Consider the following 15,563-nt stretch of genomic DNA (forward strand, 5'->3'; position numbering starts at 1 on the left):
ACCATTAAAATGCTCCGTATTGTTTACTCATTATTGATATATTTTGTCATTCCTATTCTTCTTGTTCGCCAATTATGGCGCTCTCGCATTGACTCAGGCCACCGCCAACGTATCGCTGAGCGACTGGGCTTTGTCGTCCCTGTCACCAAAGCACAAACGATCGTACATTTTCATCTGGTTTCGGTGGGCGAAACACTCGCTTCATTGCCACTGATTAACCAATGTCTGAACGAACATCCTGACATGCATCTGCACGTCACCTGCACCACATTGACTGGCTCTAGAGAAATTACCAAACGCTTAGGCGACCGAGTGAGTCATAGCTATTTGCCCTACGACTCCCCTACCGCAATGAATCGTTTTTATCGGCGTATTCCTGCTTGCGTCAGTGTCGTCATGGAAACCGAACTTTGGCCAAATATGATTCGCAGTGCAAAACGTCATCAATGCCCTGTGATGATCATGAATGCTCGCCTATCTGAACGTTCGGCTCGGCGCTACCGAAAACTGCCCAAAGTACGCCAGTTATTGATCGACCCTATTGACAAAATTTGCTGCCAAACTCACGAAACACTGGCCCAATTTAAAACACTCGGCGCATCACAAACTCAGCTCGAATACACGGGCAATTTAAAATTCGATATGGATTTACCAGAAACTTTGCAAGCCGACGCTCAATCACTGCGCAACGCTTTAGGCCAAGAACGCCCCGTTTGGATCGCCGGAAGCACTCATGCAGGTGAAGACGAAATATTGCTCGAAGCCCATACCCTGATTAAGCAAAGCATTCCAAACGCAGTCATGATCTTAGTACCGCGTCACCCTGAACGATTTAATGACGTGAGTGAGTTAGCAAAAGCTCGTTTCAATACCGGGCGACAGAGCCAAAACGCTGCCGATGCAGATATTGATGTTCTGATAGGCGACACCATGGGAGAATTGCTGGTGATGTACAAAGCTTCGGATGTGGCATTTGTAGGCGGCAGTTTAGTTGCACGTGGAGGCCACAACCCTTTAGAGCCTGCCATTCTTGAGCGCCCGGTCGTCAGTGGACCTCATGTGTTTAACTTTAGCGTGGTGTACGACATGTTGGATCAACACAATGCTGTGTGCTGGGCGGATTCGGCACAACAAATCGCAACAACGGTCACGTCGTTACTACAGTCTCAAGAGCAGCGCCAAAACCAAGTCGAACGCGCATTGCAAATCGTGAAACAACATCAGGGCGCTAAAGTTCACACGCTTAACGTGATTTTAGGCTACGTGCGGGCTCACAATTAGAGTCTTTTATTGTTGCTAACCCTATCAATTGATAGCCTTTTTAAATAATCTTCTGATGCTACATAACCGTAAAATGGCTGGTGGAATATGAATCACACACAGGTTATGCTCTGGAACTAACTGAGATAAAAGGATTTAGGCTCATTATGTCTGTCGCCACTCGCGCTTTAAAAATTGCTGTTATTGCAGTACTTGGGACTGCAATGTTAATGACCGCGATTAGCTTAAATTATATTCACAGCACGGTCACACACCAAACTGAAACGGCACTCCAGTCAACTCGTCTAGCTGTGAAACAGACGGTGGGACACAACCCGAATTGGTCAGAAATGATCCCTCAGTATCCGTTGCTACGCTTTACGGCTGTCGACACCGAAACGAACGCAACTCTGATTGATGAAAACTTCAACAACGCTAGTTCGGGGCTGACTCTATGGGTCGAGGACCACTTATTGCCCGATGCGCAACGTATCTCGGTACACGGCTATGAAATATCGATCCGGTTAAATAATCAACAGCTAGTTGAAAACACACTGAACTTGCTATTCCCTATTCTGTTGACAGTCCTCATTGCTGGAAGCATTGGCGCATTCGGCATATTTACTCTGATCTCTCGCAATATCAAACGCAATGTATCCTTAACCTGCAACGCAATTGATGACCTTTCAGCATTGAATAAGAGCGCTCAACTGCCCAGCCTAGCCTCACCAGAATTCACTCCAATTAACACGCCATTATCGGCAGCAATTGAGCGCTTAATTGAACCCTTAATGGATGCACAAGCCCACGTAGAAACCTTGAAACGCCATGCCTATAGCGATGGTCTCACCGGTCTGGGTAACAAAGCCAAATTTAAAGAAGACATGCTCGAGAAGCTGCAATCATCTTCCACCACCAATTATGGTTTATTAGTGATTATTCGAGCCACATCATTAAAGGTAATTAACGACCAATCCGGTTATGGTGCTGGCGACGACTACGTCAAACAAATAGCGAATTTGGTCAACAATGCTGCGGCCCATTTTCAACGCCAAACACAATACCGACTAAACTCCAGCGATATCGCAGTGGTACTCGACTTCATCGCCAAAAAAGAGCATGAAAAATTTGCGTCGACGCTTGAAAGTCAACTCAATGACTTAAATCGAAAGTTAGACGTTGAAGAGGTCGCCAATGTGGGCATCACCGATTTCCAATCGGGCGATGGTATTGGAGACTTGCTCTCTCGTTGCGACAATGCACTGAGCATATCGAGCTCACGCAGAGGTAACAATTGGCATTTTAGCGACTCGCCCATCGACTCACAGCAACATGGCAAGCAACAGTGGCGAGCGCTAATTGCCGACATCATTGAAAACGCTCGTGTCACACTATACGGCCAGCCTCAATTGTCGCTAAATGAGTCAGCTACCGTGTACACCGAACTACAAGCTCGCTTTTTCGATGCTAATAACGAACAAGTTTCAACAGCCAGCCTTATCGCGCAAGCCCAAAGTAGTGACCTTATTATTCAACTCGACAAAGTGATTGTTGAAAATGCGCTTGCACTCGCGCGTGATACTGCCCCCTACGTTGACCGATATGCCATTAATTTATCGAACAGCAGCGTGTTGGACGCACATTTCTGCATCTGGCTAGAACGTCAATTGCTCCGCGATGCGGCAGTCACAAGACGCTTGGTGTTTGAAGTATCCGAACACGGTATCACAACCGACATTACAGCCGGCCGGCGCATTATTGATCTGATTCACCGTGTTGGAGCACGCTTTACCATTGAGCATTTCGGCACTTCAATTATGTCGTTGAAGTACTTCAGAGAGTTAAATCCAGATTACGTGAAACTCGATGCCAGCCACACCTTTGAAATTGAAGCCGACAAAAAGCTGCAATACTTCATTCGGACTTTGGTCGACATCACCCATCAAATGGGCGTTCGAGTCATTGCCGAAGCAGTTGAGACCGTGGAGCAAAAACAGCTTTATGAACGCCTAAATGTGGATGTTGTGCAAGGTTACTTCGTGGGTAAACCAGAACCCATTGTTTCACCGCAACACAACGAGCAAACAAGTTACGAATAGCGCTCCACTAGGCAGCATGGCGCGGTTTTCCGTCACTTGATGGGCACCATTGGCTAATTAAGACGCCAACAAGGATGACACCGCAAGCCATCAGCTGCGTCAGTCCAAGTTGTTCGCCTAGCACTGCATAAGCAAATACCAAGGTGAAAATTGGAATTAAGTTGGTAAACGCGGTGGCGCGACTTAATTCAATGTGTGCAATGGCCGTGTTATACAACAAATACGCCCCCAGAGTGACCCCCACCCCAAGATATAAAGTGGCCATAATCCCAGACCATGAATGCTGTTCAGGGAACCCTACCCAGATCGCAGCTGGTGCAAAAAAAATGCTGCCAGCAAAAGCTTGTAGTGCGGTTAACGCAACCGGAGAATAACGTGACGACAGCGTTTTCAAACAAAGGCAATACACGGCCGCACACACCATTGCAATTAACTCGTAAACATTCCCCAACAGAGGATTCGGAGCATGCAAGTCCGACTCGGCCAACGCACTTAACAACACCACTCCACTAAAGGCCAAACCAAAGCCAATTAGAGACGTGCGATTAAGCCTCTCCTTCAGCGTAATGAAAGCCAGCACTGCAACCATTGGCGGCAACAACGCAGTGATCATCCCCGCCTGCGATGCCGACGTGTGTTGCAACGCTAGCCCTTCAAACACAAAGTACAAACAAGGTTCCGCAAGTGACATCAGCAATAACAACTTCCAATCGCCCGTACGATATTCAAAGTGTTTTAAGCGCTTCCACACCAGTAAAAAGCATACGCTCGCGGCGAGCATTCGGAAGAAGATCACCAACAAAGCGGGGTAATCATCAAATGCAATCTTTAACGCAATAAAAGAGCTCCCCCACAGCATGGCCGCGAAGACCAAAGCAACTTGCGGAAGTAAGTGGTGAGGCATGGCGAACATCTCAAAGTGATCAGAAAACGCGAGCCACCATATCAGGAACCGCAAATATCACCAGCCTTGAGACAATCTATTCACCACGAATAAACGTAATGAACAGTCATCAGGTGTTTACAGGGGCAAATTTAGTCAATAACCCCACCGTTCTGTGGTTGTTAAAATCGCGCTAAACACCGATAATATGAAGGTTTTAATTATCTAATTGTGCAGGGAGACCATGGGCGATTACCTGCTACTCATTATCGCAACCGTTTTAGTGAACAATTTCGTATTGGTGAAGTTCCTTGGCTTGTGCCCGTTTATGGGCGTGTCTAGCAAACTTGAAACCGCGATTGGCATGTCACTGGCAACCACATTTGTACTCACGCTTGCTTCTGCTTCTTCCTACTTGGTGGAAACATACTTGCTGGTACCCTTGTCCCTCGAATTTCTCCGCACTATGGCGTTTATCTTGGTCATTGCCGTGGTGGTGCAAGTCACCGAAATGGTGATTCAAAAATCAAGTCCTGCCCTGTACCGTTTGCTTGGAATATTCTTACCCCTAATCACCACAAACTGTGCAGTGCTCGGCGTAGCCCTGCTTAATATTAACGAGCAGCATAGCTTTATCGAGTCACTGCTGTATGGCTTTGGTGCTGCCGTGGGATTCTCATTGGTATTGGTGCTGTTTGCGTCTATGCGTGAACGTATCGCAGCTGCCGATGTACCTGCCCCGTTCAAGGGAACTTCGATTGCAATGATTACCGCAGGCTTGATGAGTTTGGCATTCATGGGCTTTACAGGGTTGGTGAAGTTGTAATGACCGCGATACTTTTTGCCCTTTTGGCCTTGGGTGGCCTTGCTCTGATTTTTGGCGTACTACTTGGCTACATTGCTATTCGCTTTAAAGTTGAAGCCGACCCTATCGTTGAGCAAATTGACGAAATTTTACCTCAAACCCAATGTGGCCAATGTGGTTATCCCGGTTGCAAACCCTACGCAAAAGCAATTGCTGATGGCGACGAGATCAATAAATGTCCTCCAGGTGGCGATGCCACCATTAAACGTCTTGCTGACCTACTAGGCCGCGAAGCCACACCGCTTGATGACGCCCACGACGGGCCCGACATTAAAACCGTGGCTTATATCCGAGAAGACGAATGCATTGGTTGCACTAAGTGTATTCAAGCGTGTCCTGTGGATGCGATTTTAGGCGCAACTCGACAAATGCACACTGTTATCGCAGACGAATGCACAGGCTGTGATCTTTGTGTTGAACCATGCCCCGTTGACTGCATTGATATGATTCCAGTAACCGAGAATCTGCACAATTGGCAGTGGAAATTGAATCAAATTCCAGTGCAGGTGGTTGAAAAAATTGATTAACGAAACCGAATTATTAGTGAATGGAAAACTCTGGGATTACCCCGGAGGCGTTCACCCACAAACTCACAAAAAGCAATCGAGCAAACTGCCGATTCAAAGTGCTTGGTTGCCTGAGCAAATAATCGTTCCTGTACGACAACATATAGGGCAGTCGGGAATGCTGTCGGTCAATGTCGGCGACCGTGTATTAAAAGGCCAAGCCCTAACAACACCATCGCATGGCATGGCTGTGCCTGTTCATGCGCCAACGTCTGGTACGATTGAACGCATATCAAAAGAAGCCACAAATCACCCTAGCGGAATCGCTGAAAAATCGATTGTGATCACACCCGACGGCCTTGATGAGTGGTGTGAACTCCACCCTTTGACTCAGGCAGAAAGAGCCGACAATAACGCTGTTTTAGGTGCGATTCGCCATGCAGGAATTGCCGGTTTAGGGGGCGCAGGTTTCCCCACCGAAATCAAATTAAGCCCGCGGGCAAAAGTCAAATTACTGCTGGTAAATGGCGCAGAATGCGAACCTTACATAACTGCCGATGACACACTCATGCAGGCTCACGCAAACGCAGTGATTGAAGGCTGTCAGATCATGACAGACTTGCTCGCTCAGCCTCCGGTTGTGATCGCTATTGAAGACGATAAACCGCTGGCCATTGAAGCACTAAAACAAGCTTGTGCGCAGTTAGACAACTTCAAAGTCATTGCCATTCCAACCAAGTACCCGTCCGGCGGGGAAAAGCAACTGATCCAAATTGTGACTGGCAAGGAAGTTCCTACCCGCGGTTTACCCTCAGATCTAGGTATCGTGGTACAAAATGTTGGCACCGCATTTGCCGTTCAACGCGCTGTTACCGATGGCGTGCCGCTGATAGAGCGCGTGGTCACCATCACTGGCCAACGAGTTTCAACTCCCGCTAATCATTGGGTGCTCTTAGGGACCCCGATTGACAGTTTGCTGGCTCATCACGATATCGATTCAGCTCAACGCGTGATCGTTGGCGGCCCAATGATGGGCTATGAATTACCAAAAGCACATGCACCGGTGACCAAAACCACGAACTGCCTGATCGTCCCCGGTAAAAATGAATTGCCTCACCCGGATGATGAAATGCCCTGCATCCGCTGCGGCCAGTGTGCAGATGCATGCCCGGTGTCATTACTACCACAGCAACTGCATTGGTATTCGCAGGCCAATGATCACGAGAAATTGAATGAGCACAACCTATTCGATTGCATTGAGTGTGGCGCATGCGCCTACGTGTGCCCCAGCACGATCCCGCTGGTTTTAGAATATCGACAATCAAAGTCTCAAATACGCTCGGCCCGCGAAGAAGCGCTAAAATCTGAACGCGCTAAGCAACGGTTTAACGCCCGAAATGAACGATTAGAGCGCGAAAAACAAGCTCGCGCAGAAAAGCATCGTCTCGCAGCTGAAGCACGTTTAAAAGCCGCTAAAGAAAGAGAGCAGCAAGCAACGCAAGGCGCTACAGCAGACAAGGCCGACAGTAAATCGGCCGTTGTAGCCGCAGCCCTCGCACGGGCGAAAGCGAAGAAGCAACAAGTCACTACAACCCCAGTAGATGCCACTGGCGGACAAGTGGTACCCGACAACTCAGAAGTGGCCAAAGAACGCGAAAAACGCAAAGAGTTGGCGCGCGCGCGCAAAGCACAGAAAGCGCAATCTGGCGCAGCTAAAAACGCGCCGAGCAGTGCCAATGAACAATCATCAGCCGTTGCCGCAGCTGTGGCGCGAGCCAAAGCAAAACGCCTTGCTCAGCAGCAACAAGCAGATGGCTCAGATGTAGATTCAGTACCGCAAAACACAACCGCTCCCAACGACAAAGCCAGCGCTGTTGCCGCAGCAGTAGCACGTGCCAAAGCAAAACGCCTTGCTCAGCAACAACAAACGGATGACTCAGATGCAGATTCAGCGCCGCAAAACACACCCGCTACCAACGACAAAGCCAGCGCTGTTGCCGCAGCAGTAGCACGAGCCAAAGCAAAACGCCTTGCTCAGCAACAACAAACGGATGAATCAGATGCAGATTCAGCGCCGCAAAACACACTCGCTACCAACGACAAAGCCAGCGCTGTTGCCGCAGCAGTAGCACGTGCCAAAGCAAAACGCCTTGCTCAGCAACAACAAACGGATGAATCAGATGCAGATTCAGCGCCGCAAAACACACCCGCCACAAACGACAAGGCTGCCAAAGTCGCAGCTGCAGTGGCGAAAGCCAAAGCAAAACGCGAACAGCAGCAAAAGGACGAAGACGCAACGTGATCAAACTTGCAAGCTCACCATTCTCAACCAAAGCGCTTCGCACACCCCAATTGATGCGCCTTGTAGCGCTATGTTGTATACCCGGCGTTCTCGCTCAACTGTACTTTTTTGGCTGGGGCAACTTGATTCACATCTGCCTTGCAGGTTTCACAGCCTGGGTAACCGAAGTCATTATCATGGTCATGCGCAACCGTCCGGCTCTGAGGGTTGCCAATGATTGCAGCGCCATTTTAACCGGCGTTTTATTAGGTATTGCATTGCCCCCATTTTTACCTTGGTGGATGACAGTGCTCGCTGTCGTGTTCGCAATTGCAGTGGTTAAACACGTCTATGGTGGCTTGGGCAATAACCCCTTTAACCCAGCCATGGCAGGTTATGTATTGCTGCTAATCGCATTTCCAGTTGCAATGACCTCTTGGATGCCCGTGCAATCGCAAGCCGAACATTCATTGAGCCTAGTCGACACTGCAAACCTAATTTTTACGGGGTTTACAACAGATGGTTTTAGTCTTCAGCAAGTGCGTATGACGCTCGACGGTATGACCGCCGCTACGCCACTGGATACCCTTAAAACCGATTTGCGTGAAGGTCTAACCGCAGCAGAGAGCCAACAAAAATTGGTATTCGGTCAATTCGCTGGCGCGGGTTGGGAGTGGGTTAACTTGGCATTTTTAGCCGGTGGACTTTACCTGATTCGTCGCAAAGCAATTGATTGGGCAATACCGGGAGGCTTTTTAATTGCGCTTTTTATAGCCTCATTACTCGGCACCGTTTTGCACCCAGATGGCACTGGTTCTCCGGTGTTTCACTTGCTCAACGGTGGCACTATGTTGGGCGCGTTCTTCATTGCCACTGATCCTGTATCCGGTTCTACAACGCCTAAAGGGCGATGGATTTTCGGTGCTTTAATTGGAGTTTTGATCTATTCAATCCGTACTTGGGGCGGCTACCCAGACGCCGTTGCCTTTTCTGTGTTATTAGCCAATATGTGCGTTGCGCTCATTGACTACTACACCAAGCCGGTGAGTTACGGACATCGCGGGGATCAATCATGAATAGTATTCAAAAAAACGGGCTTCTACTTTTAATATTCGCATTGGCCTGTACAGGCCTAGTCGCCATAACCTACGTGATCACTAAACCCAAAATTGACGAAGAAGAATTGCTCAACAAATACAAAGTGCTCAACCAAGTCATTCCGCCTGAGCTGCATGACAATGAATTGGTTCATCATTGCATTAACGTGCAAGACGATCATCTACTGGGCAGCCGAAATAGGCATCATGCGTATGTAGCAACACTCAACAACGCGCCTTCAGCTATCGCTATCGAAACTACTGCCCCGAATGGCTACACGGGTAGAATTGAGCTTATAGTAGGTATTGCTATCGACGGCACAGTCACCGGTGTTCGCGTGTTAGACCACAAAGAAACACCGGGATTGGGCGACAAAATTGATAAGCGCAAAAGCGATTGGATCGACTCATTTGTAGGTAAAAGTGTGGATGGGAATAAAGATTCAAAGTGGGGTGTTCGCAAAGACGGAGGCCAGTTTGATCAATTTACCGGCGCCACGATTACTCCACGAGCCGTAGTCGCAGCGGTAAAGCGTACGGTATTATTTTATCAAGCCAATCAAGATGAATTGATGAATCGCGCTGCTGATTGTGAGGTATCAAAATGACATCCTATGTGGATATAAGCTGGCAAGGCTTATGGAAAAACAACCCAGCATTGGTTCAACTTTTGGGTCTATGCCCCCTATTGGCGGTTTCTTCCACCGTGATCAATGGTCTGGGCTTAGGCATTGCCACTACACTCGTGCTAATTGGCTCCAATGTCACGGTTTCTTTGGTTCGACAAGTCATCCCCAATGAGATTCGAATTCCAGTATTTGTCATGATCATCGCAGCGTTCGTCACCACGGTACAGTTGGTGATGAATGCGTACGCATACAATCTCTATTTAGCATTGGGTATTTTCATTCCACTGATTGTCACCAACTGCGCAATCATAGGTCGAGCAGAAGCATTTGCATCTAAAAACTCGGTATTGCCATCCGCCATAGATGGTTTGATGATGGGTGTGGGATTTACATTGGTGCTGGTCGCGCTCGGTGCCATTCGAGAAGTGATCGGCCAAGGCACATTGTTTGATGGTGCCGAACTGTTGTTTGGCGAATGGGCGACCAACATGCGCATTCACATATTTAGTTTTGAGCATGAATTCCTTGTGGCCCTACTTCCACCGGGCGCATTTCTGGTGATGGGGTTTCTAATTGCTGCCAAAAATATGATCGATGAACAGGCGAAGCGCCGCGCTTCTCGGCTGAAACCTAAACCTGTAATTGAACGAGTCCGAGTCAGCGGCGCGAGCGAATCTTAAGCCCATGAACAAACAAAAACGACGTGAAATATTAGAACGTCTCAGAAACGAGAATCCACACCCTACCACCGAGTTGAACTTCACCTCACCATTTGAGTTGCTCATTGCCGTGTTGCTTTCAGCCCAAGCAACCGATGTGAGTGTGAACAAAGCTATGGCCAAAATGTTTCCTGTAGCAAACACTCCTCAAGCCGTGTGGAACTTAGGGGTAGACGGGGTCAAAGACTATATAAAAACCATTGGCCTGTTTAACACCAAAGCTGTGAACGTCATTAAAACCTGTCGCATGCTGCTGGATTTACACGATGGCGAAGTGCCAGAAAACAGAGCCGCGCTGGAGGCTTTACCCGGCGTAGGCCGTAAAACAGCGAACGTGGTTCTCAACACCGCGTTTGGCTGGCCTACAATCGCTGTCGACACTCACATTGATCGCGTCAGCAACCGTACAGGGTTTGCCAAAGGCGATACCGTGGTCAAAGTGGAAGAAAAACTATTAAAAGTTGTTCCCGCAGAATTTAAGGTCGACGTTCACCACTGGTTAATCCTACACGGTCGTTATACCTGTGTTGCTCGAAAGCCCCGCTGTGGCTCATGCATCATTGAAGATTTATGTGAGTTTAAAGATAAGACTGAGTAAGCTCTAATTTTTAACGGATTAAAAAGAGCGTTAGAAAACTATAAGTTTCCTAACACTCATATATGCTGTTATTTAGTTCAAATCTAGGCGATTAAAGCTTATCGCCATTCTTATCTTCACCAATGAGTATCCAATTAGAGTTATCATTGTAGTCTGGGTGAGATGTCCAATTGCTCAAATCAAAAACCCAAGGTTGTAGACATTCTCTGTCTGTCACGCATGGGTCAGTTAACGTACCCATAAACTCAATCACTTTTTCCGATTGCTCGGTGTTAATATCAATTTCAGGTGCGGGGGAATTTGAGACGCTTTCATCGAACGTTTGACGAAATAATATACGCGTATTGTTAAATGCATCAGGATTCATATTGTTATAAACCTGCTCACACGTTTCGCCCGTTTTATCCATAATATCGATAATAGAAGTTAGATCACAATAATCAGCATTACCCATTTCATTAAAGGTAGCATTGCCGTTAAGAATAGTGCTTATTCCAAGCAAGTCATTCATTGCCCCGCCTGGGTTTCCATAAACATCCATTACTTGCCGTAAAGTAGATAAACTACCATTATGCATATAAGGGCCTGTTTCTGTTATATTCAATAGCGGTGATGTACGAAAGTGATAAGTATCTCCTATATCTCCAGTAATATTTGCACGACCAAAATCCGAATCAGTTACAGGCGGGAAGCTTGAACTGTCGCCGTTGCCAGGGCCTACTTGTCCTAAACCGATAGCATGAAATCTCTCGTCGGTGAACGCATCACCTGAGTGACACTGGCTACACGCCGCGCCGCCTTCATCACCTGCGGTCATAAATAACACAGCGCCAATTTTTTCATCTTGCGTCATAACATCAATGTTTCTGTCTGGAACTCCTTTTAATGCAGCAACGTATTCCTGCCAACGATTATTGGTAAACACCATAGACTCTTCAAATGCAGCTAGCGCCTCAGCAATGCGGTCAAAACTAATATTCGAATCACCATAGGCAGTTTGAAAGAGTCCTTCCCATTCTGCATTACCTTCAAAACGAGCAGCCAACATTGCACGATATGCTTGGTTGTCATCATCTGTTAATGGTTCATCTCCACGCATTTCATTATGGTTTACCGTTGGGAAACGAGATTGTGCGTTAGCCAGAGAAGCACCTTCAGGAATATTACTGTCTACGCTATTAAAATTGGCAGAATCTGGCGTAATGATACCTGCACCTGTGCCTCGTTCACCTGAGTTAGGATCCACACTTTCAATACGCGAATCCCAAAATAAACCTCGATCCAATAACCCAATATTAAATATCGTTGGCGCATTTCGGCCAATCACGGGGTAGCCTGCTAGCTCATTTGAGTCACTACCATTGAAATAACGGCCAGATCCTACAGTGTTGGAAGAGAAGTTATGGAAGACATCAACCGCATCGTAACCGACGGGCCAAGACAAGTTATCCCCGCCACCTAAAACTGGATGATGACATGAAGCACAAGCGGTATCGTACTCCCCACTTAAGCGTTTAGAATAAAACAAAGCTTTACCAAGCTGAGCTTTATCATCATTAATGCTAGGTAATTCACGCCCCGTTGTTGGGTCGCCCGTATATCCTTGCTCTTCAATTAACACTTGAACATGAGCATCAACAGGACCAATTTCCCCTTCAGTTGAGCCTAAACCGTCTTCGGTAACAATACTCAGGCCATCTTGAAGGTCCACATCAGCCAACGCAAAATCGTCTGCGCCAGCACGTACCATTCTTACTAAGTGAGTACTGCTACGCCCTTTAAACCAATTCAAGCCGGCTTTAAAATTTACAAACCAAGCATCCTGAGCAAAATCAATCATTGGAGACGAACTCCACGTGTAATCTACCGTAGTGGAAGGGAAAACATTCAGGTTAATAGCAGGTTCAACTCTATTAAAATCGACTAATGAGTATAGTTCTTTAATATTAGGGAGTCGCCAATCACTATAACCCGCAAACTCGCTAGTTTGAGCATGCTCTAATGCTAACGCCCAATCCATGGTTTCTGCTGAACCATTATCACAGTTAATACCGCTAAGGCCGACTACACATTGCGCCCACATAAGATCCGTTGCTAAATCACTAACTGTACCGTCGTTATGCACTTTATAACGGTCATCAGGTGTTTGTTCTACGCTATCAATGAAAGGATCCATAACCCTAACTAAACGCAGTGCCGAAGCTTGATAACGCTGAACATTTTTATTATTGCCAAAAGCTAATTGAAATGCCCAAGCATAAAATTCACCATGCGAACCACGATAAGGAGACGCAGTCCAGTAAAAGTCACTCGTTGCATTAGGAAAATAGGCTTGATCAATTTTATATGCGTTAGGACCAAAGCCATTGCCGAAATTGACTAAAGATATAAACTGAGCGTTGTCAGGCACCCTCCAATCACTATAACCGCAGAAATTTTCCTCATTAGTAGCGATAATCAGATTGTTCCAGTCATCATAGTAATCACCATCTCTGTCTTCATTATCCCTGTCTTTTGCTGTTAATCCCCCCCAACGATAAAAATTATTCGCGTCGTGAATGCCACCATCTCTGGTTTTTACTTCCCATAGCAAGCCTGTTCTATCATCACGAACACATGCCCAAGGCTCTGAAGCGTAATTTCCATTGCCACGATAAACACTGCCATCGGCATTGATACGAGTAAGATCAAAACCACCGTCACCATCACTACCGGAATTAACAGTCGCACTTCTTCCTTGACTGCAATCTTGTTCCAGTAGCAAGCCATTTGTGCCTGTGATAGTTGTAGTACAGTTAGCACCGTTATTCGATTCATTTGAGCCGAAAGTTATGCCCGTATCGTTTAGAAAGGCCATGCCTGAATTAAATTCTAAAGGTTCAGGATCATTGTTATTACCATTTCTGATGTTATCAAACTCTGCTTCTAGCTCTGTAATGATTGCTTGTTCTGCTGCACTTAAAGAGCCACTACTTATAAGCTCCTGTTCTTCATATGGGTCGGTAGCTAAATGGTAAAGTTTCATGGTGCCGTCAGCATTCACGATAAGCTTGTATTCTCCATCACTGATCGCCCACATATCAACATCGCCATCGTCCTTTTCAACGTATTGATAATCTCTAATTTGAACATCATTAGTAAAGAGCGGTTTTAAGCTCAAGCTATCATGGATATCGGGTTCATCAATGCCTGCAATTTCTGAAATAGTGCTAAATATATCTGTCGCAGAAGCAAGGTTTTCAATTAATCCTGATCTTGTTACACCTTTGCCTGTAACAAATAGTGGTACATTAACGCCGCCTTGGTACACTGAACCTTTTGAGCTTCCCTGCCGATAAGGTGTTTGAGCAACACTCGAAGGCGTACCATTATCACCCATCACAATAATTACCGTATTTTCCAATTCATCTTGAGGAATGCTTTCAAGTAAACGGCCTATTTGATAATCCATCGCCTCTATAGCTGCTAAATAATATGGCAAAGCTTCCATACCATCTTCATACTCGGGCAAATCACCTTGAGAGTGCATTGAGCTTGGAGGAACATGAAACGGTGTATGTGGAGCATTGTAAGCCATCCACATAAACCACGGTTTATCTTGTTGCTGAGCTATCCAATCAATGGCTATGTTCGTTAGCTTTGTTGTCGAATATTCTGTTTGCATCGAGGTAGCGCCATCTTCATACATTTGCCACTCGTAGTAATCGTTCACTGCGCCGCTAATAATTCCTGAGTAAAAATCAATACCAAAATCTTCTGGATTTATGGTTGGTTCGGTTCCTGAAATATGCCACTTACCGACTACGGCAGTTGAATAACGGTCACTAGTTAACGTATTGATATGACTTTGTAAGGTAACTTCTTGCTGATCTAATATGTCACCGACCCATTTCACGCCAGTGTTAACACCATATTTGCCTGTTATCATTGAAGCTCTAGTTGGGGTGCAGCTAGGGTAGCTCCAAAAATTATTAAATGATAAACCCGCATTTTGAATATCATCTAACGTTGGTGTGGTGGGTTTTATTTGGCCTTCAGCAAAACCATTGGTAGCATCTTTACCCATATCGTCAGCAATTATAAGTAATATATTTGGATATCCTGAAGGCTCTGATACAACAACCTCTGTAACGGTAATAGGTACGTTAACTTTGGTTTCACCGCCTTCTCCACTACAACTTAGTTCAAAATCGTATGTGCCAGCGGCATCAAATACATTACTTTCGTCACTGCCTGTAAGTGATTTTTCTCCACTCCACGCTCCCGAGGCAATGCAACTTGTCGCATGACTACTGGACCAAGTAAGTATGGTTTTCTCGCCAACGTCTATACTCGTTGAACTGGCAGATAAGGCGACGGTTGGTTTGGGTGCTGTTGTATTTTCACTCCCCCCTGATGTATCACCACCTCCGCCGCCACAAGCAGATAGAAAAAGTAAGGGTGATGCAATACACGATGCGAGAAACGTATTTTTATTTCTTATTTTTATCATAACAATGCCGATCCAACATTTTAAAATAAATCATTAACATCGAGATAATAATTAAAGAAAGATGAGCGGAAGATGAGGATAATAAACCAATGTAAATATAATGTATCGTTATGCAAAAAGGCATGAATTTATAT

General features: G+C 46.3%; 11 protein-coding genes. 9 read left to right on the forward strand and 2 right to left on the reverse strand.

Annotated elements, in window-relative coordinates:
- The first annotated feature begins 9 nt into the window (after nt 1–9).
- Both waaA and NAF29_RS14240 read left to right on the forward strand, forming a co-directional pair.
- A complete protein-coding gene (gene waaA, locus NAF29_RS14235) occupies nt 10–1,281 on the forward strand; it encodes a lipid IV(A) 3-deoxy-D-manno-octulosonic acid transferase (protein WP_251262289.1) in 1,272 nt (423 codons plus the stop codon).
- Between the two features lie 146 nt (nt 1,282–1,427).
- Complete coding sequence (locus NAF29_RS14240) at nt 1,428–3,359, forward strand: EAL domain-containing protein (RefSeq protein ID WP_251262290.1); 1,932 nt, start codon at nt 1,428–1,430, stop codon at nt 3,357–3,359.
- A gap of 7 nt (nt 3,360–3,366) precedes the next feature.
- Here NAF29_RS14240 and NAF29_RS14245 read toward each other — a convergent pair whose 3' ends face one another.
- Complete coding sequence (locus NAF29_RS14245) at nt 3,367–4,263, reverse strand: DMT family transporter (protein ID WP_251262291.1); 897 nt, start codon at nt 4,261–4,263, stop codon at nt 3,367–3,369.
- Between the two features lie 223 nt (nt 4,264–4,486).
- On the opposite strand from NAF29_RS14245, the gene rsxA reads away from it, so the two are divergent.
- The 7 genes from rsxA to nth are packed head-to-tail and all read left to right on the forward strand — an operon-like array spanning nt 4,487 to nt 10,937.
- Nucleotides 4,487–5,068, forward strand: a complete 582-nt coding sequence (rsxA, locus tag NAF29_RS14250; RefSeq protein WP_251262292.1) for an electron transport complex subunit RsxA — start codon at nt 4,487–4,489, stop codon at nt 5,066–5,068.
- Nucleotides 5,068–5,634, forward strand: a complete 567-nt coding sequence (gene rsxB, locus NAF29_RS14255; protein ID WP_251262293.1) for an electron transport complex subunit RsxB — start codon at nt 5,068–5,070, stop codon at nt 5,632–5,634. The genes rsxA and rsxB overlap by 1 nt, the downstream gene beginning before the upstream one ends.
- The gene (gene rsxC / locus NAF29_RS14260; RefSeq protein ID WP_251262294.1) at nt 5,627–7,915 is read left to right on the forward strand and encodes an electron transport complex subunit RsxC; all 2,289 of its coding nucleotides are present in this window, start codon (nt 5,627–5,629) and stop codon (nt 7,913–7,915) included. Before rsxB ends, rsxC begins: the two co-directional genes overlap by 8 nt.
- Nucleotides 7,912–8,970 carry an electron transport complex subunit RsxD gene (gene rsxD, locus NAF29_RS14265; protein WP_349665583.1) on the forward strand — a complete coding sequence of 353 codons (1,059 nt, stop codon included), beginning with the start codon at nt 7,912–7,914 and terminating at the stop codon, nt 8,968–8,970. The genes rsxC and rsxD overlap by 4 nt, the downstream gene beginning before the upstream one ends.
- 5 nt (nt 8,971–8,975) lie before the next feature.
- Nucleotides 8,976–9,599 (forward strand): electron transport complex subunit RsxG, encoded by a 624-nt coding sequence (rsxG, locus tag NAF29_RS14270; RefSeq protein WP_349665585.1) that lies wholly within the window; start codon nt 8,976–8,978, stop codon nt 9,597–9,599.
- The gene (locus NAF29_RS14275) at nt 9,596–10,300 is read left to right on the forward strand and encodes an electron transport complex subunit E (RefSeq protein ID WP_251262295.1); all 705 of its coding nucleotides are present in this window, start codon (nt 9,596–9,598) and stop codon (nt 10,298–10,300) included. Before rsxG ends, NAF29_RS14275 begins: the two co-directional genes overlap by 4 nt.
- 4 nt (nt 10,301–10,304) lie before the next feature.
- Nucleotides 10,305–10,937, forward strand: coding sequence for an endonuclease III (gene nth / locus NAF29_RS14280; RefSeq protein WP_251262296.1), 633 nt, complete (start codon nt 10,305–10,307; stop codon nt 10,935–10,937).
- 91 nt (nt 10,938–11,028) lie between these two features.
- On the opposite strand, the gene NAF29_RS14285 is transcribed toward nth, so the two are convergent.
- Entirely contained in the window at nt 11,029–15,429 is a 4,401-nt protein-coding gene (locus NAF29_RS14285) for an Lcl domain-containing protein (protein ID WP_251262297.1), read from the reverse strand.
- Nucleotides 15,430–15,563 lie beyond the last annotated feature (134 nt).

This window comes from Echinimonas agarilytica, from assembly GCF_023703465.1.
Lineage (GTDB): Bacteria > Pseudomonadota > Gammaproteobacteria > Enterobacterales > Neiellaceae > Echinimonas > Echinimonas agarilytica.

Coding starts and splice junctions, on each gene's coding strand:
- waaA (WP_251262289.1), top strand. CDS start 10: ATGCTCCGTATTGTTTACTCATTATTGATATATTTTGTCATTCCTATT.
- NAF29_RS14240 (WP_251262290.1), top strand. CDS start 1,428: ATGTCTGTCGCCACTCGCGCTTTAAAAATTGCTGTTATTGCAGTACTT.
- NAF29_RS14245 (WP_251262291.1), bottom strand. CDS start 4,263: ATGCCTCACCACTTACTTCCGCAAGTTGCTTTGGTCTTCGCGGCCATG.
- rsxA (WP_251262292.1), top strand. CDS start 4,487: ATGGGCGATTACCTGCTACTCATTATCGCAACCGTTTTAGTGAACAAT.
- rsxB (WP_251262293.1), top strand. CDS start 5,068: ATGACCGCGATACTTTTTGCCCTTTTGGCCTTGGGTGGCCTTGCTCTG.
- NAF29_RS14275 (WP_251262295.1), top strand. CDS start 9,596: ATGACATCCTATGTGGATATAAGCTGGCAAGGCTTATGGAAAAACAAC.
- nth (WP_251262296.1), top strand. CDS start 10,305: ATGAACAAACAAAAACGACGTGAAATATTAGAACGTCTCAGAAACGAG.
- NAF29_RS14285 (WP_251262297.1), bottom strand. CDS start 15,429: ATGATAAAAATAAGAAATAAAAATACGTTTCTCGCATCGTGTATTGCA.